At 68.8% G+C, this 25,735-nt stretch carries 22 protein-coding genes and 1 tRNA gene; 8 read left to right on the forward strand and 15 right to left on the reverse strand.

What is annotated here, in order from left to right; translation table 11 throughout:
* Nucleotides 1-2 precede the first annotated feature (2 nt).
* From ACY48E_RS08015 to ACY48E_RS08025, 3 genes are all read right to left on the reverse strand, one after another.
* Nucleotides 3-74, reverse strand: a tRNA-Val gene (locus ACY48E_RS08015).
* A gap of 36 nt (nt 75-110) precedes the next feature.
* The gene (locus ACY48E_RS08020) at nt 111-575 is read right to left on the reverse strand and encodes a peroxiredoxin (protein WP_462871621.1); all 465 of its coding nucleotides are present in this window, start codon (nt 573-575) and stop codon (nt 111-113) included.
* A gap of 11 nt (nt 576-586) precedes the next feature.
* A complete protein-coding gene (locus ACY48E_RS08025) occupies nt 587-1,009 on the reverse strand; it encodes a DUF3052 domain-containing protein (protein WP_462871622.1) in 423 nt (140 codons plus the stop codon).
* Nucleotides 1,010-1,310: 301 nt separating this feature from the next.
* Here ACY48E_RS08025 and aceE point away from each other — a divergent pair, with 301 nt between their 5' ends.
* The 5 genes from aceE (at nt 1,311) to ACY48E_RS08050 (ending at nt 8,230) form a co-directional block, all read left to right on the forward strand.
* The gene (aceE, locus tag ACY48E_RS08030; protein ID WP_462871810.1) at nt 1,311-4,178 is read left to right on the forward strand and encodes a pyruvate dehydrogenase (acetyl-transferring), homodimeric type; all 2,868 of its coding nucleotides are present in this window, start codon (nt 1,311-1,313) and stop codon (nt 4,176-4,178) included.
* A 77-nt stretch (nt 4,179-4,255) separates the two neighbouring features.
* Entirely contained in the window at nt 4,256-5,491 is a 1,236-nt protein-coding gene (locus ACY48E_RS08035; RefSeq protein ID WP_462871811.1) for a PucR family transcriptional regulator, read from the forward strand.
* Nucleotides 5,492-5,634: 143 nt separating this feature from the next.
* A complete protein-coding gene (locus ACY48E_RS08040; RefSeq protein ID WP_462871623.1) occupies nt 5,635-6,543 on the forward strand; it encodes an ACP S-malonyltransferase in 909 nt (302 codons plus the stop codon).
* A gap of 131 nt (nt 6,544-6,674) precedes the next feature.
* Complete coding sequence (gene acpM, locus ACY48E_RS08045; RefSeq protein WP_462871624.1) at nt 6,675-6,983, forward strand: meromycolate extension acyl carrier protein AcpM; 309 nt, start codon at nt 6,675-6,677, stop codon at nt 6,981-6,983.
* Nucleotides 6,980-8,230, forward strand: a complete 1,251-nt coding sequence (locus ACY48E_RS08050; RefSeq protein WP_462871625.1) for a KasA/KasB family beta-ketoacyl-ACP synthase — start codon at nt 6,980-6,982, stop codon at nt 8,228-8,230. The genes acpM and ACY48E_RS08050 overlap by 4 nt, the downstream gene beginning before the upstream one ends.
* Nucleotides 8,231-8,357: 127 nt before the next feature.
* Here ACY48E_RS08050 and ACY48E_RS08055 read toward each other — a convergent pair whose 3' ends face one another.
* Complete coding sequence (locus tag ACY48E_RS08055) at nt 8,358-9,110, reverse strand: ABC transporter permease (protein ID WP_462871626.1); 753 nt, start codon at nt 9,108-9,110, stop codon at nt 8,358-8,360.
* Between the two features lie 191 nt (nt 9,111-9,301).
* Between ACY48E_RS08055 and ACY48E_RS08060 the strand changes: the two genes are divergently transcribed.
* The gene (locus ACY48E_RS08060) at nt 9,302-10,741 is read left to right on the forward strand and encodes a sensor histidine kinase (RefSeq protein ID WP_462871627.1); all 1,440 of its coding nucleotides are present in this window, start codon (nt 9,302-9,304) and stop codon (nt 10,739-10,741) included.
* Here the strand turns inward: ACY48E_RS08060 and ACY48E_RS08065 are convergent.
* A complete protein-coding gene (locus ACY48E_RS08065) occupies nt 10,724-11,398 on the reverse strand; it encodes a response regulator transcription factor (protein WP_462871628.1) in 675 nt (224 codons plus the stop codon). The genes ACY48E_RS08060 and ACY48E_RS08065 overlap by 18 nt on opposite strands.
* 210 nt (nt 11,399-11,608) lie before the next feature.
* Between ACY48E_RS08065 and ACY48E_RS08070 the strand changes: the two genes are divergently transcribed.
* Nucleotides 11,609-12,319, forward strand: coding sequence for a COG4705 family protein (locus tag ACY48E_RS08070; RefSeq protein WP_462871629.1), 711 nt, complete (start codon nt 11,609-11,611; stop codon nt 12,317-12,319).
* A 27-nt stretch (nt 12,320-12,346) separates the two neighbouring features.
* On the opposite strand, the gene ACY48E_RS08075 is transcribed toward ACY48E_RS08070, so the two are convergent.
* From ACY48E_RS08075 to ACY48E_RS08105, 7 genes are all read right to left on the reverse strand, one after another.
* On the reverse strand, nt 12,347-12,868 hold the full coding sequence (locus ACY48E_RS08075; RefSeq protein WP_462871630.1) for a DUF3145 domain-containing protein: 522 nt from the start codon (nt 12,866-12,868) through the stop codon (nt 12,347-12,349).
* A gap of 143 nt (nt 12,869-13,011) precedes the next feature.
* Nucleotides 13,012-13,839: a serine hydrolase domain-containing protein gene (locus tag ACY48E_RS08080; protein WP_462871812.1), complete on the reverse strand. Its 828-nt coding sequence runs from the start codon at nt 13,837-13,839 to the stop codon at nt 13,012-13,014.
* 86 nt (nt 13,840-13,925) lie between these two features.
* On the reverse strand, nt 13,926-15,734 hold the full coding sequence (gene atzF, locus ACY48E_RS08085) for an allophanate hydrolase (protein WP_462871631.1): 1,809 nt from the start codon (nt 15,732-15,734) through the stop codon (nt 13,926-13,928).
* A complete protein-coding gene (locus ACY48E_RS08090; protein WP_462871632.1) occupies nt 15,689-17,704 on the reverse strand; it encodes a 5-oxoprolinase/urea amidolyase family protein in 2,016 nt (671 codons plus the stop codon). The genes atzF and ACY48E_RS08090 overlap by 46 nt, the downstream gene beginning before the upstream one ends.
* The gene (locus ACY48E_RS08095; protein ID WP_462871633.1) at nt 17,701-18,366 is read right to left on the reverse strand and encodes an urea amidolyase associated protein UAAP2; all 666 of its coding nucleotides are present in this window, start codon (nt 18,364-18,366) and stop codon (nt 17,701-17,703) included. Before ACY48E_RS08095 ends, ACY48E_RS08090 begins: the two co-directional genes overlap by 4 nt.
* Nucleotides 18,363-19,208, reverse strand: coding sequence for an urea amidolyase associated protein UAAP1 (locus ACY48E_RS08100; protein WP_462871634.1), 846 nt, complete (start codon nt 19,206-19,208; stop codon nt 18,363-18,365). Before ACY48E_RS08100 ends, ACY48E_RS08095 begins: the two co-directional genes overlap by 4 nt.
* Entirely contained in the window at nt 19,205-20,740 is a 1,536-nt protein-coding gene (locus ACY48E_RS08105) for an amino acid permease (RefSeq protein ID WP_462871635.1), read from the reverse strand. The genes ACY48E_RS08100 and ACY48E_RS08105 overlap by 4 nt, the downstream gene beginning before the upstream one ends.
* A 217-nt stretch (nt 20,741-20,957) precedes the next feature.
* Here ACY48E_RS08105 and ACY48E_RS08110 point away from each other — a divergent pair, with 217 nt between their 5' ends.
* On the forward strand, nt 20,958-21,692 hold the full coding sequence (locus ACY48E_RS08110) for a TetR/AcrR family transcriptional regulator (RefSeq protein ID WP_462871636.1): 735 nt from the start codon (nt 20,958-20,960) through the stop codon (nt 21,690-21,692).
* Here ACY48E_RS08110 and ACY48E_RS08115 read toward each other — a convergent pair.
* The 3 genes from ACY48E_RS08115 to ACY48E_RS08125 are packed head-to-tail and all read right to left on the reverse strand — an operon-like array spanning nt 21,612 to nt 25,710.
* Complete coding sequence (locus ACY48E_RS08115; RefSeq protein WP_462871637.1) at nt 21,612-22,493, reverse strand: Fic family protein; 882 nt, start codon at nt 22,491-22,493, stop codon at nt 21,612-21,614. The two genes, ACY48E_RS08110 and ACY48E_RS08115, sit on opposite strands and share 81 nt — an antisense overlap.
* Nucleotides 22,490-23,860, reverse strand: coding sequence for a putative nucleotidyltransferase substrate binding domain-containing protein (locus ACY48E_RS08120; RefSeq protein ID WP_462871638.1), 1,371 nt, complete (start codon nt 23,858-23,860; stop codon nt 22,490-22,492). Before ACY48E_RS08120 ends, ACY48E_RS08115 begins: the two co-directional genes overlap by 4 nt.
* The gene (locus ACY48E_RS08125; RefSeq protein WP_462871639.1) at nt 23,857-25,710 is read right to left on the reverse strand and encodes a putative bifunctional diguanylate cyclase/phosphodiesterase; all 1,854 of its coding nucleotides are present in this window, start codon (nt 25,708-25,710) and stop codon (nt 23,857-23,859) included. The genes ACY48E_RS08120 and ACY48E_RS08125 overlap by 4 nt, the downstream gene beginning before the upstream one ends.
* Between the last annotated feature and the right edge of the window lie 25 nt (nt 25,711-25,735).

Below are 25,735 nucleotides of genomic sequence, written 5' to 3' on the forward strand. Positions count from 1 at the left end.
TGTGGGCGCAGAGGGGTTCGAACCCCCGACCGCTGGTGTGTAAAACCAGAGCTCTACCGCTGAGCTATACGCCCGATCTTCCCGGTCCGGCACGGACGCGGGAAATGCGCCTAGGAATCTAGCGCGGCGAGCGCGTTCTCCCAAGCTCGCTGGTCACGTGCTTCTCCGGGGCCCATCATCTCGGCGAAACGCACGATGCCGTCGCGGTCGATCAGGAAGGTGCCACGGTTGGGGAACCCGAGCTTGTCGTTGAACACCCCGAAGCGCATCGACACCTCGCCGTGCGGCCAGAAGTCCGAGAGCAGCGGGAAGGTGTAGCCCTGTTCCGCGGCCCAGATCTTGTGCGTGGGAGGCGGCCCCACGGAGATGGCGACGACGGCGGTGGAGTCGTTCTCGAACTTGGGCAACTCGTCGCGTACCGCGCACAGCTCACCCTGACAGGTTCCGGTGAAGGCGAGCGGGAAGAACACGACGAGAACGTTCTTCTCGCCGCGGTAGCTCGAGAGGGTGACGGGCTGGTTGTTCTGATCCCGCAACGTGAAGTCCGGTGCAGGGGAACCGATTTCGAGGGGCATGGCAATACCGCCTATCGCTTGCTCGGATGTGCCCTGGGCTGAACCAGTCGACTGCCCGACCACAGGCCGAGGTTGGCCACCGAGGTCTGTGTCAACCCCGCCGTGGGTGCGGACTCCGCGATCTCGCTCGGCTCGACGTGGCCGGGACGCCCGGTCTTCGGGGTGAGCACCCACACGAATCCCTCGTCCGAGAGCGGGGCGATGGCATCCATGAGCGCATCGACCAGGTCGCCGTCGCCGTCGCGCCACCACAGCAGCACCACGTCGATCACCTCGTCGGAGTCCTCGTCGACGGTCTCGGCCCCGATGGTCTCCTCGACGTCGGCGCGCAGTTCCTCGTCGGTGTCGGTGTCCCAACCGATTTCCTGCACCACCATCTCACGCGTGATTCCGAGCTTCTGAGCGTAGTTCTGGGCGTCGGCCGCGGCGACCACGGTGGAGTCCTCCTTCGATCGGTTTCGGTGCAGACGTCTCTACACGGTCGAGTGTGCAGTAATAGAAGCGAACATGCTCGGGCGCCCCTGCGCAAGTGGACGCGGCGATCGAGCGTTTCGTAAATTTCGCGCACTCGATTCGGGCGCGAACCTCACCGGCACGCGCGAACATGCGGCAGGATCGATCATGATCACCGTCGATCATGAACACCATCGAGGTGAGCAGGTGGTTCGGCCCGCACCCGGGCACGCGCCGCCACTGACGGAGCCCGTCACCCCCGGGTTCGAGCCTATCGAGGAGATGCTGGCGTTGACCGAGACGACCCACGGCACCACGACCACCGACACCACTGCCGACACCACCACCGACCCCGCCGCCGCACCCGGTGTGTCGGGAGGCGGTCGCGTGCGCGTCATCCGTGAGGGCGTGGCGTCGTACCTGCCCGACATCGACGCCGAGGAGACCGACGAGTGGATCGACTCGTTCGACCAGCTGCTCGCCCGGTCCGGTCCGCAACGCGCCCGCTATCTGCTGCTGCGTCTGCTCGAGCGCGCCGGTGAACGGCGTGTGGCGATCCCGGCGCTGACGTCCACCGACTACGTCAACACCATCCCCACCGAGAACGAACCGTGGTTCCCCGGCGACGAGTCCATCGAGCGCAAGTACCGCGCGTGGATCCGCTGGAACGCCGCGATCATGGTCCACCGTGCCCAACGCCCGGGAGTGGGTGTGGGCGGCCACATTTCGACGTACGCCTCCTCCGCCGCGCTGTACGAGGTGGGGTTCAACCACTTCTTCCGTGGCAAGGACCACCCCGGCGGCGGTGACCACATCTTCATCCAGGGCCACGCCTCACCCGGCATCTATGCGCGCGCCTACCTCGAGGGACGCATCCCGGCCTCACAGCTCGACGGGTTCCGTCAGGAGCTCTCTCACGCGGACCTCGGCGGCGGTCTGCCGTCGTACCCCCATCCGCGGTTGCTGCCCTCGTTCTGGGAGTTTCCCACGGTCTCGATGGGCCTGGGTCCGATGAACGCGATCTACCAGGCACGGTTCAACCATTACCTGCACGACCGCGGCATCACCGACACCAGCGATCAGCACGTGTGGGCGTTCCTCGGCGACGGCGAGATGGACGAGCCCGAATCGCGGGGCCTGGCTCACGTAGCCGCCACCGAGGGCCTGGACAACCTGACCTTCGTCATCAACTGCAATCTGCAGCGCCTCGACGGGCCGGTACGCGGCAACGGCAAGATCATCCAGGAACTCGAGTCCTTCTTCCGCGGAGCGGGGTGGAACGTCATCAAGGTGATCTGGGGACGCGAGTGGGACGCACTGCTGCACAAGGACCGCGACGGTGCGCTGGTGAACCTGATGAACACCACCCCCGACGGTGACTTCCAGACCTACAAGGCCAACAACGGCGGCTACGTGCGGGAGAACTTCTTCGGCCGCGATCCCCGCACCAAGGAGCTGGTCGCCGATCTCACCGACGATCAGATCTGGAACCTCAAGCGCGGTGGTCACGACTACCGGAAGGTGCACGCCGCGTACGCCGCCGCGGTGGCGCACAAGGGTCAGCCGACGGTGATCCTCGCCCACACCATCAAGGGCTACACACTCGGTAAGCACTTCGAGGGCCGAAACGCCACGCACCAGATGAAGAAGTTGACCCTGGACGACCTCAAGGCCTTCCGCGACGTCCAGCGCATCCCGATCTCGGACGCCGAGCTCGAGAAGGACCCGTACCTGCCCCCGTACTACCACCCCGGCGCCGATGCCCCCGAGATCGCGTACATGCTGGCCCGGCGGGCGGCGCTCGGCGGTTTCGTCCCCGAGCGACGCACCGATGCAGCCCCCCTCCCCCAGCCTCCGGACTCGACGTACGCGCCGATCCTCAAGGGCTCGGGCAAGCAGGAGGTCGCCACCACCATGGCCTTCGTGCGAGTGATGAAGGAGTTGTTGCGTGACAAGGAGATCGGTTCGCGGATCGTCCCGATCATCCCCGACGAGGCACGCACCTTCGGCATGGACTCGTGGTTCCCGTCGCTGAAGATCTACAACCGTAACGGCCAGCTCTACACGTCGGTCGACTCGGAGTTGATGCTCGCCTACAAGGAGGACACGGCGGGCCAGATCCTGCACGAGGGCATCAACGAAGCCGGTTCTACGTCGTCGTTCACCGCGGTGGGCACCTCGTACGCCACCCACGGCGAGCCGATGATCCCGCTCTACATCTTCTACTCGATGTTCGGTTTCCAGCGCACCGGCGACAGCTTCTGGGCGGCGGCCGATCAGATGGCGCGGGGATTCGTCCTCGGCGCCACGGCGGGGCGGACCACACTCACCGGGGAGGGACTGCAACACGCCGACGGGCACTCGCTGCTGCTGGCCTCGACCAACCCGGCGGCGGTGACCTACGACCCGGCGTTCTCTTTCGAGATCGCCCACATCGTCAAGGACGGGTTGAGGCGCATGTACGGCGGCACCGTGCGGGCCGACGGCACCCTGGAACCGGGATTCGGCGGCGAGAACGTCTTCTACTACATCACTCTCTACAACGAGCCGTACCAGCAGCCGGCCGAGCCGGAGAACCTCGATGTCGAGGGTCTGCTGCGCGGGCTGTACCTGTTCCGGCGCGGCACCGGTGATGGTCTGCGGGCCCAGATCCTGGTCTCCGGAGTCGGGATGGTGGCCGGTCTGCGGGCCCAGGAACTGCTCGCCGCCGAGTGGGGAGTTAGTGCGGACCTGTGGTCGGTGACATCGTGGGGCGAGCTCCGCCGCGACGGTATCGCCGCCGAGACCGAGGCGCTGCGTCACCCGGACCTGATCAAGCGTCGGGCGTACGTCACCGAGGCTCTGGCCGGCGCCGAGGGGCCGGTGGTGGCTGCGTCGGACTGGATGCGCGCGGTGCCGGACCAGATTCGTCAGTGGGTGCCGGGCAGCTACACGACCCTGGGGACGGACGGGTTCGGCTTCTCCGACACCCGTTCGGCTGCGCGGCGACACTTCAACGTCGACGCCGAGTCGATCACCGTTGCGGTGCTCACCGCCCTCGCCGATTCCGGAGCGCTCGATCGCGCGAGCGCGGTGACAGCCGCAGCCAGGTACCGCATCGACGACGTGATGTCGGCGCCGGTGTCGATGGCAGACCCCGGGGTCGCCTGACCGGCCGCGGAGCGACGCGTAGATTTTCTTCGGTGAACCCGGATCATCCCGCCGACGACGGACCGTTGGTGTGGACGATGCGCACCACCGGTCAAGAGCGTGTGCCGCTGCCCGCTGCCCTGTTGAACAGGGTCAAGCAGTTCTCCGGTCGACTGTCCACCGAGGCCATCACCTCCATGCAGGGGCAGCTGCCGTTCGTCGCCGAACTCGAGCCCGCTCAGCGAGCGAGCGTGCAGATGGTCGTCCAGACCGCCATGCTCAACTTCCTGGAGTGGCTGCAGGACCCCGACACCGAGATCCGCTTCAGCATCGACACCATCGAGTGGATCCCGCAGGACCTGGCTCGTCGGCTGACACTGCGCCAGACCGTCGACATGGTGCGGGTGGCCATGGAGTTCTACGAGCAGTGGCTGCCCGCCCTCGCACGAGACGAACATCAGCTGCGGGTGCTGACCGAGGGTGTGCTGCGCTACGGCCGCGAACTCGGTTTCGCCGCAGCGGCGGCGTACGCCGGAGCCGCCGAGTCGCGGGGAGCATGGGACACACGGCTCGAGGCCCTCGTCGTCGACGCCGTGGTGCGAGGTGACTCGGGAGCGGACATGCTCTCGCGCGCGGCGACCCTGAACTGGGACGCCACCGCGCCGGCCACCGTCCTGGTCGGCTCACCGCCTCCGGAACAGGGAGTCTCGGTGGTCGGGACCGTGCACAGCGTGGCTCGCAAGCACGGGCGCGCCGCACTGTCGGTCGTCCAGGGCACCCGCCTGGTGGTGGTTATCTCCGGTCACCTCTCCGGGTCCGCGGCCGGCGAGAGGGTGCTCGACGACATCGTCGCCACCTTCGATCGGTCGCCGGTGGTCATCGGTCCGACCACACCGACGTTGGCGTCGGCCCACTCGAGCGCCAACGAGGCGTTCGCCGGGCTGGCGGCGGTGGCGGGATGGCGCGGCGCGCCCCGCCCCGTCCATGCCTCGGAGTTGCTGCCCGAGCGGGCCCTCCTCGGCGACCGGGCGGCGATCGCCGCCATGGATCAGCAGATCGTCAAGCCTCTTGCCATGGCGGGATCGGCCCTGACCGACACCTTGGACGCGTACCTCGACAGCGGCGGCGCCGTGGAGTCGTGCGCACGATCGTTGTTTGTTCATCCCAACACAGTTCGTTATCGCCTCAAACGAATTACGGAAGTCACCGGTCGCGACCCCACTCACGCACGGGACGCCTATGTGCTCCGAGTAGCCGCCACTACCGGCCGGTTGACCCGCAATACGGCGGATTATTCGGACTATCTCATGATCGATACCTCCAAAACATACTGAAAGTTGACTACGTAACGCTGGGGGCGGCCACGACGATGGAGGGCTCGACGGCCAATTTTTGTTGGAAACCTACAAAGTCGAGGCGAAGAGTTCATCGTGCCAAACATCTGCGAACCATTCGCCGACAGTGTTCCCTTAGAGCCGTGATCGCTATGCTCTCGCCCGGACAGGGCTCGCAGACCCCGGGAATGCTCTCGCCGTGGCTGACGCTGCCCGGCACGGCAGACCGCCTCGCCGTGTGGTCCAAGGCCGCCAACCTCGATCTCGAGCGCCTGGGCACCACCGCCACCGCCGAGGAGATCACCGACACCGCCGTCACGCAGCCCCTCGTCGTGGCCGCCGCGCTTCTCGCCTACGCGGAGATCAGCAGCCGCGGCCATCTGCCCACTCCCGACGTGGTTGCCGGTCATTCGGTGGGCGAACTCGCCGCTCTCGCCATCGCCGGCGTCATCTCCGCGGACGACGCCGTCGCGCTCGCCGCCGTTCGCGGCGGGGCCATGGCCCGTGCCTGCGACGCCGAACCCACCGGCATGTCCGCCGTACTGGGCGGTGACGAGGGTGCCGTTCTCGACCTCATCGCAGAACTCGGCCTCGAGCCCGCCAACCGCAACGCCGCCGGTCAGATAGTCGCTGCCGGTGCGCTCTCCGCGCTCACCGAACTCGCCGAGCGTGCCCCGGACCGCGCTCGCATTCGACCACTCGCCGTGGCGGGTGCATTCCACACCCGATACATGGAGCCCGCCCGCGACACCTTCGCAGAGGCCGTCGCCGCGATCACCCCGGATCAGCCGACCACCACGCTGCTCTCCAACAGCGACGGCCGACCGGTCACCGACGGGGCCGACGCCCTGACCAAGCTGGCGGCCCAGATCACCAGCCCGGTTCGATGGGACCTGTGCACCGCCTACCTGCGGGAAACGTCCGTCGCCTCCGTCGTCGAGCTGCCGCCCAGCGGCGCCCTCGCCGGCATCGCCAAGCGCGAGATGAAGGGCACCCCCACGCTCGCGCTCAAGACCCCGGACCAACTGCACGACCTGACCGGGACGCAGTAACCGTCCACAGGGAAACACGCGCGCGACCCACCGTCGCCCGTAGGGTCGCGCAGCGTCGGGATCGCGCGCCCGGATCGATCCCACCCGGGATCGATCGATGTCACCGCACCAATGAAGAAGGGACCACACCAGTGGCCGTCACACAGGAAGAACTCATCGCGGGTCTCGCGGAGATCATCGAAGAGGTAACCGGTATCGAGCCGGAAGAAGTCACCGTGGAGAAGTCCTTCGTCGACGATCTCGACATCGACTCGCTCTCGATGGTGGAGATCGCCGTCCAGACCGAGGACAAGTACGGCGTGAAGATCCCCGACGAGGATCTCGCCGGTCTGCGCACCGTCGGTGACGCCGTCGCCTACATCCAGAAGCTCGAAGCCGAGAACCCCGAGGCGGCCGAGGCGATCAGGGCGCGTATCGAAGCCGAGCGACAGACCCCGTGACCGCTCCGACGACTGCGAACGGCGGCTTCCGCAGCGTCGTGATCACCGGTATGACCGCAACGACCTCGATTGCGGGCACCATCGAAGAAACCTGGCAGGGCCTCCTCGCCGGCAAGAGTGGAATCACCGAGCTGCACGACGAGTTCGTCTCGCGCTACGACCTCCCCGTGCGCATCGGCGGGCACCTGGTCACGCCGCCCGGTGAGCTGCTCAGCCGCATCGAGAAGCGCCGGATGAGCTACGTCCAGCAGCTCGCCTTCACCATGGGCAAGGGTCTGTGGGAGAGCATCGGTAGCCCCGATGTCGATCTCGACCGCCTCGGGGTGTGCATCGGAACCGGGCTCGGCGGTGCCGAGATCATCAAGGAGACCATCGACAAGATGGAAGAGGGGGGCTACCGCAAGGTGTCCCCACTCGCGGTGCAGATGACCATGCCGAACGGCCCGTCGGCGGTGGTGGGCCTGCACATCGGCGCACGCGCCGGCGTCATCACACCGATCTCCGCCTGTGCATCCGGATCCGAAGCGTTGGCGCACGCTTGGCGTTCGATCGTCATGGGCGACGCCGACATGATCGTGGCCGGTGGCACCGAGGGCGCCATCGAGGCCATCCCGATCGCGTGCTTCTCCATCATGCGCGCGATGAGCATGCGCAACGACGATCCGGCGGGCGCCTCGCGTCCGTTCGACCGTGACCGCGACGGCTTCGTCTTCGGTGAGGCCGGTGCGCTGCTGGTTCTCGAGGCCGAGGACCACGCCGTCGCGCGCGGCGCCACGATCCTCGGTCGCCTGCTCGGAGCCGGTATCACCTCGGACGGGTTCCACCTCGTGGCACCCGACCCCGACGGCACCGGCGCCGCGAGGGCAATGAAGCGCGCGATCGAGACCGCCGGGCTGACCAAGAACGACATCAGCTACGTCAACGCTCACGCGACCGGAACCAGCATCGGCGACGTCGCGGAGGCGAAGGCGATCAACGCGGCCGTCGGCACCCACGCGGCGGTGTACGCACCGAAGTCCGCGCTGGGCCACTCCATCGGCGCCGTTGGTGCACTCGAATCCGTTCTGACCGTTCAGGCTCTCAAGGAGGGCATCAGCCCGCCCACCCTGAACCTGGAGAACATGGATCCCGAGATCGACCTCGACGTCGTAGCAGGCCAGGCTCGACCGGGCAACTACCAGTACGCCCTCAACAACTCCTTCGGCTTCGGCGGCCACAACGTCGCCCTCGCCTTCGGAAAATACTGATCCCCTGCCGGCCCGCCCGGCCCGGAGGTCGCTCCAACCCGTACCCAATGTCACATTGGGTCACCCCTGGTGACCCAATGTGACATTGGGTACGGCCGTTCGGGGGTCTGGATGGGCGGAGGCAGGTTCATCGAGGCCGGGCGGGCAGGGTCAGGTTAGGGGTCGAGGTCAGTACCATCGCGGTCACGACGGCGGTGATGGACTGCGCGCAGATCAATCCGGTGAGGACGACGAACTGAAACTGTGCTGCGGCAGCGGTGTCGGCTCCGGCCAGGAGAGCACCCACGAATGCCCCGGGCAACGCCACCAGACCCACTGTGCGCGTCTGGTCGAGGCCAGGGATCAGCGCCTCGGAGGTGGCGCGGCGGGCGACGTCGCGCAGCGCCCTGACCGGTGTGGCACCGATGGCCAGCCAACCTTCGATCTCATCGCGTCGGCGGATCAGTGCCTCCCCGAGATGGCGCCCGGTCAGGGTGACCGCAGTCATGCAGCCACCGATGATGATCCCGGAGACTGCGATGAGAGTGCGCAGATCCCGGGTGAGAACCCCGCCTCCGACGATCACTGCGATCACCGTGGACGCACCTGCAGCGCAGCCGAGCAACGCCGCCCAGAGTGCGCGATCGAGAGTCGCGATGCGCCGGTATGCAGTGACCGCAGCGACGGTGAACATGATGCCGACAATCGCGGCAGATCCCCAGGTCGAGGTGATGGCGCCACGCAGGACCACGGCAATGAACGCGAGCTGGACAGCAGCGCGTGCCACTGCGCGAGTGGCGGCCCAGCTCATCGGTACCCGGTAGAGGCCGAGCACGCCGACTGTGATCCCGAGCAGCACTCCCCCTCCCACGAGGAGAGTGAGCACCTCGCGCGTCGTCACCCCGAGGCGCCGGGATCGTGGATACCTGGAGTGCTGCACACCATGGGGTCGAGTGTGGCAGCACCGCGATCGCACTGTCGCGTAGACAGAAGCCCTGCACGCCGTACCCAATGTCACATTGGGTCACCCCCGGTGACCCAATGTGACATTGGGTACGGGCGTTCGGGGGTCGAGGTGCCTAGGCTTGGGCGGTGACACCCCGCCTGCGGACAGCCTTCGCGTGGCTGCGGCGGTCGACCGCCGGGGTGCGGGTTCGCCTCACGATCCTCGCGACGGTGCTGCTTGCCGCGGCGCTGGCCGGCGCAGCCGGGATCATGCTGCTGGTTCTGCACACGTCTCTGCTCGACTCCGCCGACGCCACCAACTCTGCTCGCGCCGCCGAACTTGCAACCATCGTGCGCACCGACTCGGCAGGCACCGTCGACCCGTCATCGCTGACGACCTCGAAGGACATCGACGTCATTCAGATCATCGGCGCTGACGGCCAGGTCATCGCCGCCACCGCGGGCGGACGCGCGGGACCACTCAGCCGCCCGGTACCGCCCGATACGACGTCCACCCTCGACGGCGCCACCATCGATGCCGATCCGACCGAGTACCGCGTCTCCGTTCTCGGCGTCGCCGGCCCGGCAGGCCCGGTCACCGTTGCGGTGGCGGCCGCCGAGGGTCCGATCACGGGCGTCGTGGTCACCGTGGCGGTCCTGTTCGCGTCGGTGTTCCCGGTGATCCTCGTACTGTTGGCCGCCTCCACGTACTTCTTCGTCGGACGTGCGCTCCGACCGGTCGAGCGGATCCGAACCGAGGTGGCCGCGATCAGCAGCAGTGACCTGAGTCGACGCGTCTCAGAACCGCGCAGCGGGGACGAGATCGACAGACTCGCAACAACGATGAACCACATGCTGCAGCGCCTGCAGGCGTCGAGCGAGGCCCAACTCCGTTTCGTCGGGGACGCATCCCATGAATTGCGCAGCCCCCTGGTCACCCTGGTGGGACTACTCGACCTGGCACGCGTGAAGGGTGAGGCCATCGATCACGCCACGATCGAGACGATTCTCCACCCCGAAGCCACACGGCTGCAGGCGATGGTCGACGACCTGCTCATTCTCGCCCGGGCCGACGAGCGCGGGATTCCGTTGCGACGCAGCGTGGTCGACATCGATGACATCGTTGCCGACGAAGCCCAGCGAATGACGCGCCTGGGCTCGATTGCGGTGACCGCGCACATCGATGCCGTGCAGGTGTACGCAGATCGCGACAAACTGGTCCGGGCCATCCGAAACATCGCCGACAACGCACTGCGCCACGCGCGTTCGAGCATCGACATCGCAGTCCACGCCGTGGAGTCGACGGGCGCGTGCGTGGTGACAATCGCCGATGACGGGCCGGGAATACCGGAGGCGGACCGCGAGCGAGTCCTCGACCGGTTCGTGCGCCTCGACCCGGATCGACGCCGCAGCTCCGGCGGGTCCGGGCTTGGCCTGGCGATCGTCGACGAGATCGTCCGCGCGCACGGCGGAGCGGTGACCATCGCCGAGGCCCCGGCCACCGGCGGAGCTGCCGTGACCATCACCATTCCGACGTCTCGCCGCGACACGGACGAGGGCGGTACACCCTCAGTCGACGGCAACTAGTCGGTACCCGATCCCCCGAACGGTTTCGATGGACGCACATCCGAACGGGCGATCGACGCGTTTGCGTAAGTACCCGATGTAGACCTCGACGACGTTGAGATCGCCGTCGAAGCTGCTGTCCCATACGGCATCGAGGATGTCGTTCTTGGTGACTGCGACCCCGACGTGACGCAGCAGGAACTCGAGCACACTGAATTCCCTCGGTGTCAGCGACACCTCCTGACCACGCCTGTGCACCACGTGCGCCGCCGGATCCATCGTCAGCGACCCCGCGGTGAGCACCACCGGGCGCTCGGGTGCGCCCCGGCGGATCAACGCCCGCAGCCGCGCGACGAGGACCTCGACCGAGAACGGCTTGATCAGGTAGTCGTCCGCGCCGAGGTCGAACGCGTCGATCTGGTCGTAGTCACCGTCCTTGGCGGTCAACATCAGCACCGGGGTCCACACCCGCTCGGCGCGCAGACGTCGGACCACCTCGTACCCGTTCAACCCGGGCATCATGATGTCGCACACGATGGCCTGGTAGCTGCCGTGCAGCGCGTGCAGGAAGCCGACGTCGCCGTCATGGGCGACATCGACCACCCACCCCTCGGAGACCAGGGTGCGGCGCACGGTCTCTGCACCGTTCGCGTCGTCGTCGATGACCAGGATCCGCACCGTCTGCTCCCTACCGTCGGCTCGGGCCAGCACAGCCGTCGGCTCGGATCAGCACAGCGGTGCGGGCCGCAACCGCGACGTCACCGGCCTTCAGCGTTCTCTCAGCGGGGGTGCGGCACCATTGCGCCTGTGACTGCCAGGCCTGACGAATCGTACGCCGCTGCCCGTGCGACTCCGACCGATGAGCCCAACCGACAAGTGTGGCTTCGCGTGCCTGCGGTAACCGCCGTGTTCTGGGTGATCAAGGTATTGACCACGGGGATGGGCGAAACGCTGTCGGACTTCCTCGGAACGCACCTGCCGCTGCCTATCGCCGGTGGACTGATCCTGATCGCCTTCGTCGCAGCGTTCGTAGTCGTTCTGCGGGCTCGATCGTTCAGCGCCGGGAAGTACTGGCTCGCGGTGGCGATGGTCAGCGTGTTCGGAACCGTCGTCGCCGACGTCATCCATACCGTCGGTGTGCCCTACGTGGTCAGTAGCGTTGTGTTCGCGCTCGCCGTGGCGGCGGTGCTGGCGGCGTGGCGCCGCGACACTCGGTCCCTGGACGTCCACGACATCACCACTCGACGTGCCGAGCTGTACTACTGGGCGACGGTCTGCGCCACCTTCGCACTCGGCACCGCGGTCGGCGATTGGACTGCCACCTCACTGCGGCTCGGGTACCTCGGCTCGACGATCTTCTTCGCCGCCGCCATCTGCGTGCCCCTGCTCGGCTGGCGCGTCGGCCTGAACCCGGTGGCCGCCTTCTGGATCGCCTACGTCCTCACCCGTCCGCTGGGTGCGTCAGCAGCGGACTGGCTAGCCGACAGCAAGCACGACGGGCTCGGCTGGGGAACCGGCCCGGTGTCGGCCGGGTGGATCGTCGCCATCGCGATCCTCACCGCTGTGGTCGCGCGACGCGAGCGCCTCGACGTCCGCTGACCGCCCCCGCGGACGGACTGGTGTTCGTCAGCTGACGTGACGGCGGAGCCAGGTGACCTCGGCTCCCGCGCCGCCGAGGCGGAAGGGTTCGAGGGCGGTGTCCCACGCCGTGCCGAGCGCGTGGTGAAGTTCGGTGGTCAGGGCGCCGGGGCCGGCTTGGGCGCGGTCGAGGAGGGCACGCAGACGTTGTTCACCGACCACCACGTCACCGTTGGCACCGGTGATCGCGTGCCAGAGGCCGAGTCCGGGGACGTGGGAGAAGCGTTCGCCGTCGACACCGTCGCTGGGGTCCTCGGTGACCTCGAAGTGCAGCGTCTGCCACGACCGCAGGACCGAGGCGAGCCGGCCGGCGGTGCCCACGGGTCCGCTCCAGTTGGTGGTGGCGCGCAGTTGGCCGTCGTGGGCGGGTTGGGCGGTCCACTTGAGGTCTGCGCGGCAGTCGAGAGCGTCGGACAGAGCCCACTCGATGTGCGGGCACAGCGCCGCGGGGCAGGCGTGAACGTACACCACGCCCGACGTCATGTCGGCGAACTGGTTGGTTGTGGGCACAGCTTCCTCCAGCGTGGACGAGGGACGTCTTCCCCAACGACCTCATGTCCGTGCCGAATGCCGCGTTCTGGTACCAGTGTGCCTCGAGATACGCCTGTTACACCAGTCACGGAAGAAACTCGTGATGCCGAATCGGCGTGTCGTCAACCGACGCGAGCACGGGCGGCGGTGACGACGGCGTCGCCGAGCGCAGGCCACAGCGGTTTCGCCCATGCGCCGAACGGGCGATCGGTCAGCACCACGCACGCGGTGGCGACAGCCGGGTCCACCCACAGGAAGGTCCCGGCCTGCCCGAAGTGTCCGACGGTGGCGGCGGAGTTCTGCGTCCCGGTCCAGTGCGGTGACTTCGAATCCCGAACCTCGAAACCCAGTCCCCAGTCGTTGGGGCGGTGTCGCCCGTAACCGGGGACGAAGCCGTCGAGGCCGGGGAACTGCACGGTGGTGGCCTCGGCGAGCGTCGACGGATGGATCAGCGTGGGCGCGAGCAACTCGCGGGCGAAGCGGGTGAGGTCGACCACGGTCGAGCGGGCACCATGACCGGGCGATCCCGGCAGGTCGGTGGATGTCATCACCAGCGGGTCGAGCACCGACTCGGCCAGATAGTCGGCGAACCGAATCCCGGTAGCCTCCTCGATGGTCTCGGCCACCACCTCGAATCCGGCACTGGAATAGATGCGCTGCGTGCCGACGCCGGTGACCACCGCGCGATCCTCGAACGCCAGACCCGACGCGTGGGCCAGCAGGTGCCGCACCGTCGAACCGGGCGGGCCGGCCGGGCCGTCGAGGTCGATCGCGCCCTCCTCCACCGCGACCAGCGCCGCATACGCGGTGAGCAGCTTGGTCACCGACGCGAGGTCGTACACGGTGTCGCCGTCACCGAAGTCGGCCTCGAACGCACCGACGACGGCTCCGGCCGCCGCCGTCACCGGCCAGCTCGCCAGTGCTGCCAGGGGGTTCGGCTCGGCTGCCAGGGGGTTCGGCTCGGCCGCCGGGCGATTCGGCTCGGAGAAACTCACGTCCCCGAACCTACGCTGTGCCGTCTGCAGCGCTGTGCCGTCTACCCGTCTGCGGCGCTCTGCCGGTATCGACGCCATCCGCCGTACTCGGTGATGTCGGTGCCCTTCTCCGATGCGGCACGGGCGCAGCAGAATCCGACCACCCACCGGCCGTCCTCGAGTTCGACGGGGCCCAGGCCCATCGGCTCCGGGAGTGCCGCGAGGAACGTGCCCAGGTGCGCCGGGGCCATCCGGTACAGCTCGCCGTCGATGGGCGCCCCTTCCCCCGGCTCGAACCGCACGAGGCCGGGTTTGGGTGGGGTGGTGTGCAGGTCGACGAGCCGGTACGCATCCGAGGTCCGCACGGGCCCGAGCGGTCGCGCAGACCGTTCGACCAGTTGCCCCGCGAGCGGGAACCCGCGTAGGTGGGCCCCGACCACCAGCACGTCGGTTCCGAGGTCGGTCAGCGTCGGCCCCGAACCGAGCGCGTCGGGCGAGGGCATCGAGCCCGGTTCCGCCGCGGCACACACGCGGACTGCGATGTCGAGGCACACCTGGTCGCCGAAGGCCGCCCCGACCACCATGACCCCGAAGGGATCACCCGCCGCCGTCGGGGCACCGGGCACCGCGACGGCGGCGAGGTCGAGCAGGTTGCAGAAGTTTGTGTACGTGCCCATCCGCCGGTTGATCGAGACCGGGTCGGCCTGCACCGCCGCGATGGTGGGGTGCTCGGTGGTGGTGGGCAGCAGCAGCGCGTCGGCATCGGTCAGCAGTGCCGCGACGTGCGCGCGGGCGACGGCGAGGGTGGACAGGTCGTCGACGTACCGATGGGCGGCGGGGGTGCGCGCCGAACGCACGATCGCCGACACCGTGGGGTCCGCACCCGCGGGCTCGGTGTCGAGGAACGCACCGACGGCGCTGTAGCGCTGAGCCACCAGGGCACCGTCGTAGAGCAGTGTCGCCGCATCGAGCAACACCGAGATGTCGACCACCACGTGGTCGATCCCCCGATCGACGAGACCGGCGACGGTCCGCGCGAACGCATCCCGGTACGACGGGCACAGCGCGGTGAGATTCTCCGCCGTCGGCACCAGCACGCGAGGGCGCTCGGGAGCGGCGAGGGGTGTGTCCGCCGGCCAGGAGCGTGAGCGCGGATCTGCGGCATCCGGCCCGATCAGCACCGTCGCGATGCGCGCGGCGAGCGCCGGATCGGCGGCGAACACGGTGACGGCGTCGTAGTCCACGCAGGCCGGGACGACGCCGGTGGTGGGAACGAGCCCCAGCGTCGGCTTGATGCCCACGAGCCCCGCGAGCGCCGCGGGTACGCGCCCGGAGCCGGCGGTGTCGGTGCCGAGCGCCGCGTCCACCAGCCCGAGGGCCACGGCGGTGGCCGACCCCGAACTCGATCCACCCGACACACGGTCCGGGTGCACCGCGTGCCGCACGGCGCCGTAGGGACTGCGGGTGCCGACGAGGCCGGTGGCGAACTGGTCGAGGTTCGTCTTGCCGATCACCACCGCACCGGCCTGGATCAGTCGCGCCACGGCCGTCGCGTGCGCGGCGGGGGTGTACGCAAACTCGGGGCACGCGGCGGTGGTGGGCAGTCCGGCCACGTCGATGTTGTCCTTGACGGCGATCACCAGCCCGCGCAGGGGAAGGTCGGCGTCGGTGGGCTTGCCGTCGACTCCTCGGGCGTCGGCGAGTGCGTCCGCCTCGTCGCGCAGGGTGATCCACACCTCGGGGCGCGCGGCGGCCTCGATGGCCCGGTACGCCCGGCTCACCCTCGCTGCAGCGCTGTGCGCGGGCCCACCGGCCTCGACGCTGCTCACGAGGCCTGCTCGGTGATCGCGAACTCCCCCGCCGCCGACCATGCGGCCCGCTCGGCGCCGAACGCGGCAGCCTGCTGGGACCGGAAGCCGGCGATGGAACCGGAATTGTCGGCGAGGAAGCGCTGGTGCTCGGCCAGGGAGAAGCGTCCCTCGGTGATCTCGACGCCCCCGCCGCGCCCGGCGGCCAGATCGGCGCGCAGGTCCGACAGTTCCTCGGTGGAGACCGGGTACCAGCTGATCCGGTCGAAGAACCGCAGCAGCCAGGGCGTGCCGTCCTCGAAAGGTCCGGACGGTTCGGGGAACCGATGACTCCACACCTGGGTGGTGCGTCCGACGAACTGGTACCCACCCGGCCCTTCCATGCCGTAGATGCACAGATAGGCACCGCCGATACCGACGGCGTTCTCGGGCGTCCACGTGCGGGCGGGGTTGTACTTGGTGGTCACCAACCGGTGACGTGGATCGAGCGGGGTGGCCACCGGAGCACCCAGGTACACGTCGCCGAGCCCGAGCACCATGTACTCGGCGTCGTGGACGGTGCGGTACACCTCGTCGGGCGAGGCGAGCCCGTTGATCCGACGAATGAACTCGATGTTCCACGGACACCACGGCGCGTCCGCGCGGACCCCGTGCATGTACCGCTCGGTCGCCTCGCGGGTGGACGGGTCGTCCCACGAGAGCGGCAGCCGCACCTGCCGCGAGGGCACCACCAGTTCCGACGTGTCGGGCAGATCGTCCTCGATCTCGGTGAGCAGACCCATCACCGTCGCCGTCGGCAGCACGTCGGGGTCGACCTTGACCTGGAGGGATCGGATACCCGGCGTGAGGTCGACGAGTCCGCGGGGCGCCGCCTCCTCGAGCCGCCGGTGCAGGGCGTGCGCGCGGGCGCGCAGCGCGAGATCGAGTGTCATGGAGCCGTATTCGACGAGGATGTTGTCGTCACCGCTGCGCCGGTAGGTGACCTCCGTGGCACCCTCACGCCGTGCGATCACCCCGTCGTCGCCGTCCCCACCGGCGGAGAGCACCATCGGCGACGCGGCCCGACGGCTGATGTCGAGGCTGTTCCTCGACGCCACCGCCGCGGCGGCCACGGCGACGAAGCGGACGGTGTCGCCGGGTCGCAGCTGCCCGAGCTTCCACCGGTCCGCGGACAACACGGTGACAGGACAGACGAAGCCGCCGAGGCTGGGACCGTCGGGGCCGAGCAGGATAGGGGTGTCGCCGGTGAAGTCCAGCGCACCGACCGAGTACGCGGTGTCGTGGATGTTCGACGGGTGCAGCCCCGCCTCGCCGCCGTCGCCACGCGCCCAGTCCGGCCTGGGTCCGATCAGGCGCACACCGGTGCGATCGGAGTTGAAGTGCACCTGGTATCGGTGCGAGAGCACGGTGTCGATGTCGGCGCGGGTGAAGAACTCCGGCGCCCCGTGCGGACCCTCGGTGACGGCGAGGTCCCACTCGGTGACCATCGCGGGAACGTGCTCGGACGGAACCGCCTGCGGCGCCGAGCATCCCGAGTCGTCGCCGACGATCAGCTCGTCGTTCTCCTCCAGCACACGACCGTGGTGTCCGCCGAAGCGCCCGAGCGTGAAGGTGGCGGCGCTGCCGAGGTAGGCAGGCACGTCGAACCCACCCCGCACCGCGACGTACATGCGCAGACCGGGGCCGGTGACGGCACCGACGTCGAGAACCGATCCCGCGCGCACCAGCACCGGCCGCCACTGTGCAACCACCGTGCCGTCCACGCACACCCGCGCCGGCGCACCGCCCACGCACACCACCGTGTCGGCGTCGAACCGCAGCGCCGGTCCCGCCATCGTGGTCTCGAGCCCGGGGGCGCTCTGATCGTTACCGACCGCGACGTTGATCAGGCGCAGCGACAGATCGTCCATCGGGCCCGACGGCGGCACACCCACCTGCCAGTACCCGGTGCGGCCCGGCCAGTCCTGGACGGTGGTGAGCATGCCGGGCCGCAGAACGGTGACGGTGGCTCCCCGAGCGCGTTCGGCGGTCATGACGCTGCGGGCCGGGTGACGATCATGCGCACGGCCGTGGGGTCGAATCCGTTGCAGGGGTTGTTGATCTGCGGGCAGTTCGACACCAGGACCAGTAGGTCGATCTCCGCACGCAGCGCCAGGCGCTTACCCGGGGCGGACAGCCCGTCCACGATGCCGAGTGTGCCGTCCGCATCCACCGGCACGTTCATGAAGAAGTTGATGTTGGAGACCATGTCGGCCTTCCCCAGACCCCACCGCGCACCCTCGATGAGGAAGTTCTCCACGCAGGCGTGCTGGTGGGCGGTGTGGTGGCCGTATCGCAGGGTGTTCGACTCCTGCGAGCACGCGCCGCCGAGGGTGTCGTGATTGCCCACCTCGTCGGCGACGATGGTGGCCATGGCACCCGAGTCGCTGTCGCGCAGAACCGATCCGGTGGTCAGGAAGATGTTGCCCTGCCCCACGACGGTGGCGGGAGCGCTGTAGCGGACACCGTGATCGGCCGCTCCGAAGAGCAGGGTGTCCACGGCCTGGTTGCCCATCAGGTCGACGATGGTGAGCACGTCCCCCGCGGCCACCACGTCCGACCAGGGGCCGCGGGCGACGGCGATCTCGTCCGTGATCACCTCACCCGGCACGCAGGCGATCTCGGCGGCCGACGCGGTCTCGGCGAACGTGGTCATGGTGTACTCCGTGCGGCGTTCCAGGCGTCGTCGGTGTTGGCGACGGCGCGGTCGTACTCGGGATCGGATCTGTCGAGCCGGGTCAACTCGTCCGCCGCCGCCCAGGCGAACACCTCGAGCGAGGTGGTGGCGAAGGTGGGCGACGGATCGAGCGGGTGCGCGGTGTTGGCGATGGTGACCACGACGGGCAGGTGCACCAGCAGGTCGACGGCGGCGCCCGGCCCGGCGGAGCCCGTGCTGCGCAGGGACCCGTCGGGGTCGACGCGGACCCCGTGGAAGAAGCTCACGCTGGGCGGCACGTCGCGGGGGCCGAGTCCGTTCTTCAGTGCACCCAGGATCAGCAGCTCCCGTCCGGACGGTGCCGCCCCGAACACTGTTGCATCCCCGTACTTCTCGGCATTGGCGGCCGCGGTGGTGGTGCCACACAGGGCGTCGTGGTGTCCGGAGGAATCGGCAACGATGGTGGCCAGCACCCGCCCCTGGTCCGACAGCAGCGGGTGCCCGACCCCCATGTACGCCTGCCAGGGGACCTTGACCGTGTCGGCGGCATTCAGACGTTCCCACGGTGCCTCGGCTCGGTGCAGGAGCAGATGTGCACACGCCGATCCGTCCCTGTCCCGCAATCGGATTCGCGTACCCCGACCGATCACCCTGGTGGTGTAGCGACCGCCGGGCACCGTCTCGGCCCACAGCAGATCTGCGGCCTCCACCCCGTCCACCGGGTGCGGCCAGGCCGAGGCCGGAACGACGGGCATCGAGTCGGTGATCGCCCGCGCCTGCGCTCGGGCGTGCTCACGAGCCGCCGCCGTCGTCGCCGTCCCGGCATCGCCCGGCGCGGTCACGAGGTCGCGCTCGTCATGACGGGGGACACGGGATTGGGGTGTGTCCTCCCGCGGGGGAAGCAGGCGATGCCCACGGCGACGACGACCGCGACGGTGATGGGCGCCGACCACCGCAGAAGGGGCATGTCACCGGCCGGGTCGAAGATCTCCGCGCGCGGCCACGAGAGGTTGACCACCATCAGCGCCCCGTAGACGACGGCGATGATGTTGACGGGCAACCCGATCCATCCGAGTCCGAACAGCGGCTTACCGTCGGAGTCCACCGTGGAGGTCTGCGGCGGCCATCCCCGGAATCGCTGTACCAGCATCGGAACGGTCACCATCATGTATGCGAGGTAGATCAGCACGATGCACACGCTCGAGAGCGTGGTGAAGATCGCCGAGTTGCCGACGTTGACCACCAGTACCAGCACGCAGCCGACCCCGATGATGATCGCGGGGGCGATCGGTGTTCCCGTGGTGCGGTTGACGGTGCCGAGCAGCTTCGAGGCGGGCAGACGACCATCGCGTGCCATCGAGAACATCAGCCGCGACGCCGCCGTCTGAATGGCGAGGGTGCAGATGAGTACCGCGATCGCGACGTCGATGAGCAGCAGCGTTCCCCACGGCGAGGACAGCACGGCGTCGAGCACGTAGGGCAGTCCGCGGGTGGCGAGTTCGCCGTCGGTCAGGCTCGGTGCGGCCATCAGCGCGCCGAGGATCATCAGTCCACCTCCGAGGGCGGACACCGACAGCGCCAGGCGAATGGTGCGCGGTGCGACGCGTCGCGGGTTGCGGGTCTCCTCGGCGAGTTCACCGGCGGAGCCGAAACCCACCATCACGTAGGCGGCCATGAGCGCCGAGATCACCCAGGCGTTGATGTAGGTGCTGTCGACGGCGGCGCCACCGGTGTCGAGCACCACGTCCGGCCCACGGACCGCAGCGGTGAACAGGACGCCGATCACCGCGATCACGCCGACGATCTCGCACGTGACGCCGATGGAGTTGATGCGTGCCATCCAGTCCACTCCGATGGAGTTGATGGTGGTGGTGACCACCAGCAGCACGGTGCCGAGCAGCACGGCGTTGGTGGCACCGTCGGAGGAGGTCAGGGCGGTGTCGGTGCCGATCACCTGAAAGCCGCTCCAGACATTGGGCAGAACCACCTGCAGGGCGATCGCGGCGGCGGAGGCGGTGACGATCTGGGCGATGATCATGAACCAGCCGGCGAACCAGCCGACCACCTCACCGCCGAGACGCCGCGACCACTGATAGATGGCTCCCGAGATCGGATAACGCGCGGCGAGTTCGGCGAAGCACAGCGCCACCATGAACTGACCCAGGAACACCAGTGGCCACGTCCAGAAGAACGCCGGGCCGGCGAAGGAGAATCCCAGGCCGAACAGTTGGAAGATGGTCGTCAGGATCGAGACGAACGAGAAGCCGGCGGCGAACGAGGCGAACTTGCCGAGTTTGCGGTGCAGTTGCTGCTCGTACCCGAACTCTGCGAGGTCGTTCGAGTCCGGTGACGGTGGTAGTACGGCGTGGCTCATGGTTGCTCCGAGCGTGTCTGTCCTGCCAACCAGGACGATCGGTCCCGCGTGGCCCCATCGCCGCCGGGTAACTGTCGCTTGATAGTTAAGAGCGTCCCCGTGAAACGGCGGTGACCACCGTGTATCGAATTCGCTGCGCCGTGTTTCGAGTTCTTTACCGAGTCCTCACGGATGCCGGGCGGTGGCACGATGGGTCCGTGAGCGCTGGTGTGTCCTCGTGACGGTCGGGATCGGACGCCCGCGCGCAGCGGCCCGTAAGCGCCCGGGGGCCACGGCGCGCGAGGAGATCCTGGACGCCTGCGCCGAGCTGTTCACCACGGGCGGCTTCGCCTCCACCACCACCCGCGCGATCGCCGACGCGGTCGGGGTGCGCCAAGCGTCCCTGTACAACCACTTCCCCAACAAGGACGCCATCCTCGTCGCTCTGCTGGCCGACACCGTCGATGCACCCCTGGCCTTCTCCGCTCACGTGGTCGAGGCCACCGACGACGCCGTGCTCCGCATCCACGCCCTCGCCTGGTTCGACTCGCGCCACCTGGCGTCGTCGAAGTGGAATCTCGGTGCGCTCTACCTGCTCCCGGAGCTGCGCAGTGACAGGTTCGACCAGTTCACCGCACGCAGACGCGACTTGCGCACGTGCTACGACGACCTGGCCCGCGCAGCGATGGACACAGCCGGCCCACGCCCGGAACGCGAGGACGACAGCGTGCGCTCGATGACGGCGGCGCTGCCGTTCCGCATCGTCGAATCGGTGATCAACACCAGGGCGGACGGCGGCGGCACCCACACCGACGAACAGGGCCTGATGCGGTGGGCCGGCGCACTGTCGGGTGCGTGCCTGCGGATCCTCGGACTCGACGACACGGCGACCTCAGCGGCGGCCGCCGAACTCGTCGAGTCGTTCGAGTTCGATCAGAGCGCCCAGGAACACCGGGATCAGGGGCCGCGGTGACGGGGTACCGGTGACCCGGAACGGCGCCGACTCGCGGGAGGCGGTGATCCACTCGGTCCGGTCGATGCGGGCGAGGTCCAACCGCAACGGCGAGGGGGCCATCAGCAACTGCAGCAAAGTGGTGGCCGCCCGGCCGTTCCCGTCGCGGAACGGGTGGGCGTGGTTGATCTCGGCGTACACCCGCGCCAGCTGATGGGCCATGCGTCCGCGGTCGCTCTCGACCCACCGCGCGGCGAGGATGCTCCGATGAGCAGCGATCAACACCTCCCAGATGTCGGAGACCGACGCGAACACCGTTGGTCCCCTGGAGATGTCGACCGTCCGAACGGATCCGGCCCACGCATAGGTGTCCCCGAAGATCTGCGCGTGGATCGGGAGCAGTCGGTGGATACCCACACCCGTCACCTGCGCGCGACCGGTCAGCAGGCGCGCGGTTCGCAGTGCGGCCCAGAGCGACTCGACGGCGGTCAACTGCGCCGCGTCGGTGATTCCCCATGTGTTCGCGAGCACGGTGGAGCCGGGGATCAGGTACGGCACCCGCCGGCGTCCGATGCGCCCCGGACCACGCCGGCGTCCCATGCGCCGCGGACCCGGCAGCGGTGACGGTCTCCGATGCCGTCGAGCGAGGTCCGCCAGCACGGTCTCCCCTCGGGCGTCGGCGATGAGGGTCTCGACATCGGCGGCGGTGGGAGACCACCCTTCCAGGCACTGCGCCGCGACAGCGCAGTGCACGGCCCACCGCTGCGCGGGCCCCACTGTTGCCCACGCCGACGGCGCGAGGTCCTCGGCGCGTTCGCTCACGCCATCGAGCCCGCCAGAACCCGCTGCACCGCCGCCACCTCACGGGCCGCCTCGGCGAGCAGACTGCGCGAGAGCGGGCCGAGCCGATCGAGGGGGACGACGTCGGTCGGGGTGAGCCCGGCGCGGATCTGTTCGCACTGGTGCGTCAGACGGATGCGCTGGACCACCTCGTAGGACTCGGCCAGAATCGTCGCGTCGTCGCCGGGCAGCAGCCCGGCGGCCGCAGCGTCACGCAGGCGGTCGACTGTCGAGCGAGCCGGCGAGTTCGATGCTGCGGCCGCCCAGCGCCCGACGTTCGTGATGGCCGAGAGCACACTCTGCTTGGGGTCGACGGTCTCGACCCGACGAAAAAGCCTGTCCCGCAGCACCACTGCCGCTCGCTGGGCGGTGGCCTCGCGGAGCATCAGCTGCACGGTGCGGGGCGATCGCGCCAGCGCGGCCCGCGTCGTCGCGGCCAGATCCACACCGGCCGCGCCGTCGACCGGGCCGATGGAATCGAGCAGTAGGGACAGCATCACCACACCCTGGTCCTCGAACGGATCCCGGCACCACTGCTCGATCGCCTCGGACCACTGCTGTGCGGTGCGGGCGAAGCGCGGCAGCATGGCCACGGCGTTGTGCGGATCGGGCCGCAGGCCGCAGGCCGCGAGTACCTCGTGCAGTGCTCGCCCGGATGCGAGTGTGCCGTCGGCGTCGGGTCGGGTGATCACCGCGGCGGTCTCGATGTCCGACGACGGAAGGGCCTCACCGCGGGCGATGCTCCCGAGGACGTGGAACTCCACGGCCGTGGGATCGGTGGCGACCAGCTCGCCCGCCCGATCGACCACCGCGCGCGCGAGCATCGACACCACCCGGGTGGTGTCGAGAACACACACCCGAGCGGACACCAGGTCGCTCGCCGCGGCCGGTAGCCGACCTCCGAGCTCCACCAGATCCGCCTCCGACGCCGCGTGCTCGACCGCCGTCCGCAGCGCCATGCTCGCGCGGACGGGACCGGAGAACACCTCGGTGTCGTCGATCGTGCCCGTCACCGTCCGGCCCTCGTCGTCGACCACGAGCAGCCGACGTACGCCGGCCTCGATCATGGTGGCGGTGACCTGTGTGAGCGGAGCGCCGGCGGCCACCGTGACGGCCGGAGCGCTCATGATCGTCGAGACGGTCGCGGACGCGTCGAGACCGACGGCGAGCACGCGACGACGCAGATCACCGTCGGTCACGATGCCCCACCGGTCGGTCCCCAGTCGCACTGCAGCGCACGGTCGACGGGCCGACGTCATCGCCCGCGCGGCTTCGGCGATCGTGTCGGTCGGGGCCACCACGGGCACACCCTGTCGCACCGCCCGCACCGCGTCGGCGGATGCCGTCACGGTGCGCCGAGGGTGATCAGGGGCTCGCGGGTGCGCAGCAGGTCGACGATGGTGGGTTCGTCGACCGGCCGGCAGATAAGGAACCCCTGGGCTCGGTAGCACCCCTTCTCCACCAGAGTTCGTGCTGCGAGGCGACTCTCGACCCCCTCGGCCATGACCGACATCCGTAGCGACCCGGCCAGATCGATGATGGCGCTGACCACCGCGGAATCGTCGGGGTTGCGTCCGAGCGCCCGGACGAACGCCCGATCGATCTTCAGGGCGTGGAACGGGAACTGTCGGGCGTGCAGCAGTGAGCTGAAGCCGGTGCCGAAATCGTCTATGGCAACCGAGAATCCCGCCTCGTCGAGGGTGTCGAGGGCGCGCGCGGTGCGGCTGGGGTCCGGTACCGCGGCCACCTCGGTGACCTCGAACCCCAGCGCCGCCGGCTCGAGGCCGTACCGATCCATCACTGCCAGAACCGATTCGGTGAATCCGCGAGTGACGAGCTGGTCGGGCGAAATGTTGAGCAGCATCCGCAGATCGGCGGGTCCGGGCCCGGTGCGCCAGCGCGCGAGTGCCGCGCAGGCGCGATCGATGACCCACAGCCCGATCTCGGTGGCACGGTTGGTGGCCTCGGCCACCGGAAGGAACTGGCGAGGTCCGAGGATGCCGCGGGTGGGGTGGCTCCAGCGGGCCAGGGCTTCCACGGCGGTGATCCGACCGGTGCGCAGGTCGACCTCGGGCTGGAACTCGAGGAACAATCGCTCCTCCTCGATGGCGGTGGGCAGGTGCAGTTCCATGTCGCTGCGGAAGGCCGACTCCGCCTTCCTGGCCGCGGTGTAGGGAACCACCTGATTGCCGCCCTGGCGCTTGGCCAGTGCCGCGGACTGTTCGGCGCCGGCAACCACCTCCGCCGCCTTGTCACGACCCGGAACACCCACCGCGACACCGATACTCGCGTTCCGCGAGACCCGCTGACCGGACAGTTCGACGCTCTCGGCGATGGCGGCGCGCAGTGCGGATGCATACGCGAAGGCGGATTCCAGATCGTACGAGCCCGAGAGCACCGCGACGAACTCGTCACCGGCGACCCGGGCGATGTAGGCGCCGGGCCCGAGGCGCTCACGAAGCCTATCGGCGATGGCGCGCAGGTACTCGTCGCCGGCGACATGGCCGAGAAAGTCGTTGAGCGACTTGAGTCGATCGAGATCGAAATACACCACGGCGCGACCCACCTCGCCCCGGCCGTCGGCATGGGTGTCCAGGAGGGTGTCGAGGTGCTCGGTGAAGCGGGTTCGGTTGGGCAGTTGGGTCAGATCGTCGTGGTAGGCCAGAAATCTCAGACGCTCCTCGGCGGCGACGCGTCCCTGCAGCTGGGCGAAGAGAGTGGCGATCAGCTTCAGTGCGTCGAGTTCGTCGTCGCTCCACTCGCGATCGCCGTATTTCAGGCAGCCGAGAACCCCGGTCGGCTGCCCCTTCGACACCAGCGGCACGGCCGCGAGCGAGGTGGCCGGAATGCCCGTGGCATCGGTGACCCGCTTGATGTAGTCCGGTGTCTGGTCGCCGGGCCGGAAGATCCCGATGGTGGTCAGGAACTCCGTCGAGGCGAAGACCGGATCGGCGTCGGCGAAGTACACCACGCCCAGCGGGTCCGGGTCCGGGACGTTCTCCCGCGGCGGCCACTCCGAGACGAGGTAGGTGGCGCGCGCGGCATGGTCGTTGTGTCGCAGGAAGCACGAATCGATGCCGAAGAACTCGACGATGTCTCGCATCACCTGCTGATAAGCAGTGTCGACCGTGATGGCGTCCACGCTCATCAGCAGGGAGGCCACATCGGCGACGAAGAGATCCAGTAGGCGTCGCTGCACGATCCTCCTGCCCTGGGCAACGCGG

Source organism: Rhodococcus sp. AZ1, from assembly GCF_054979605.1.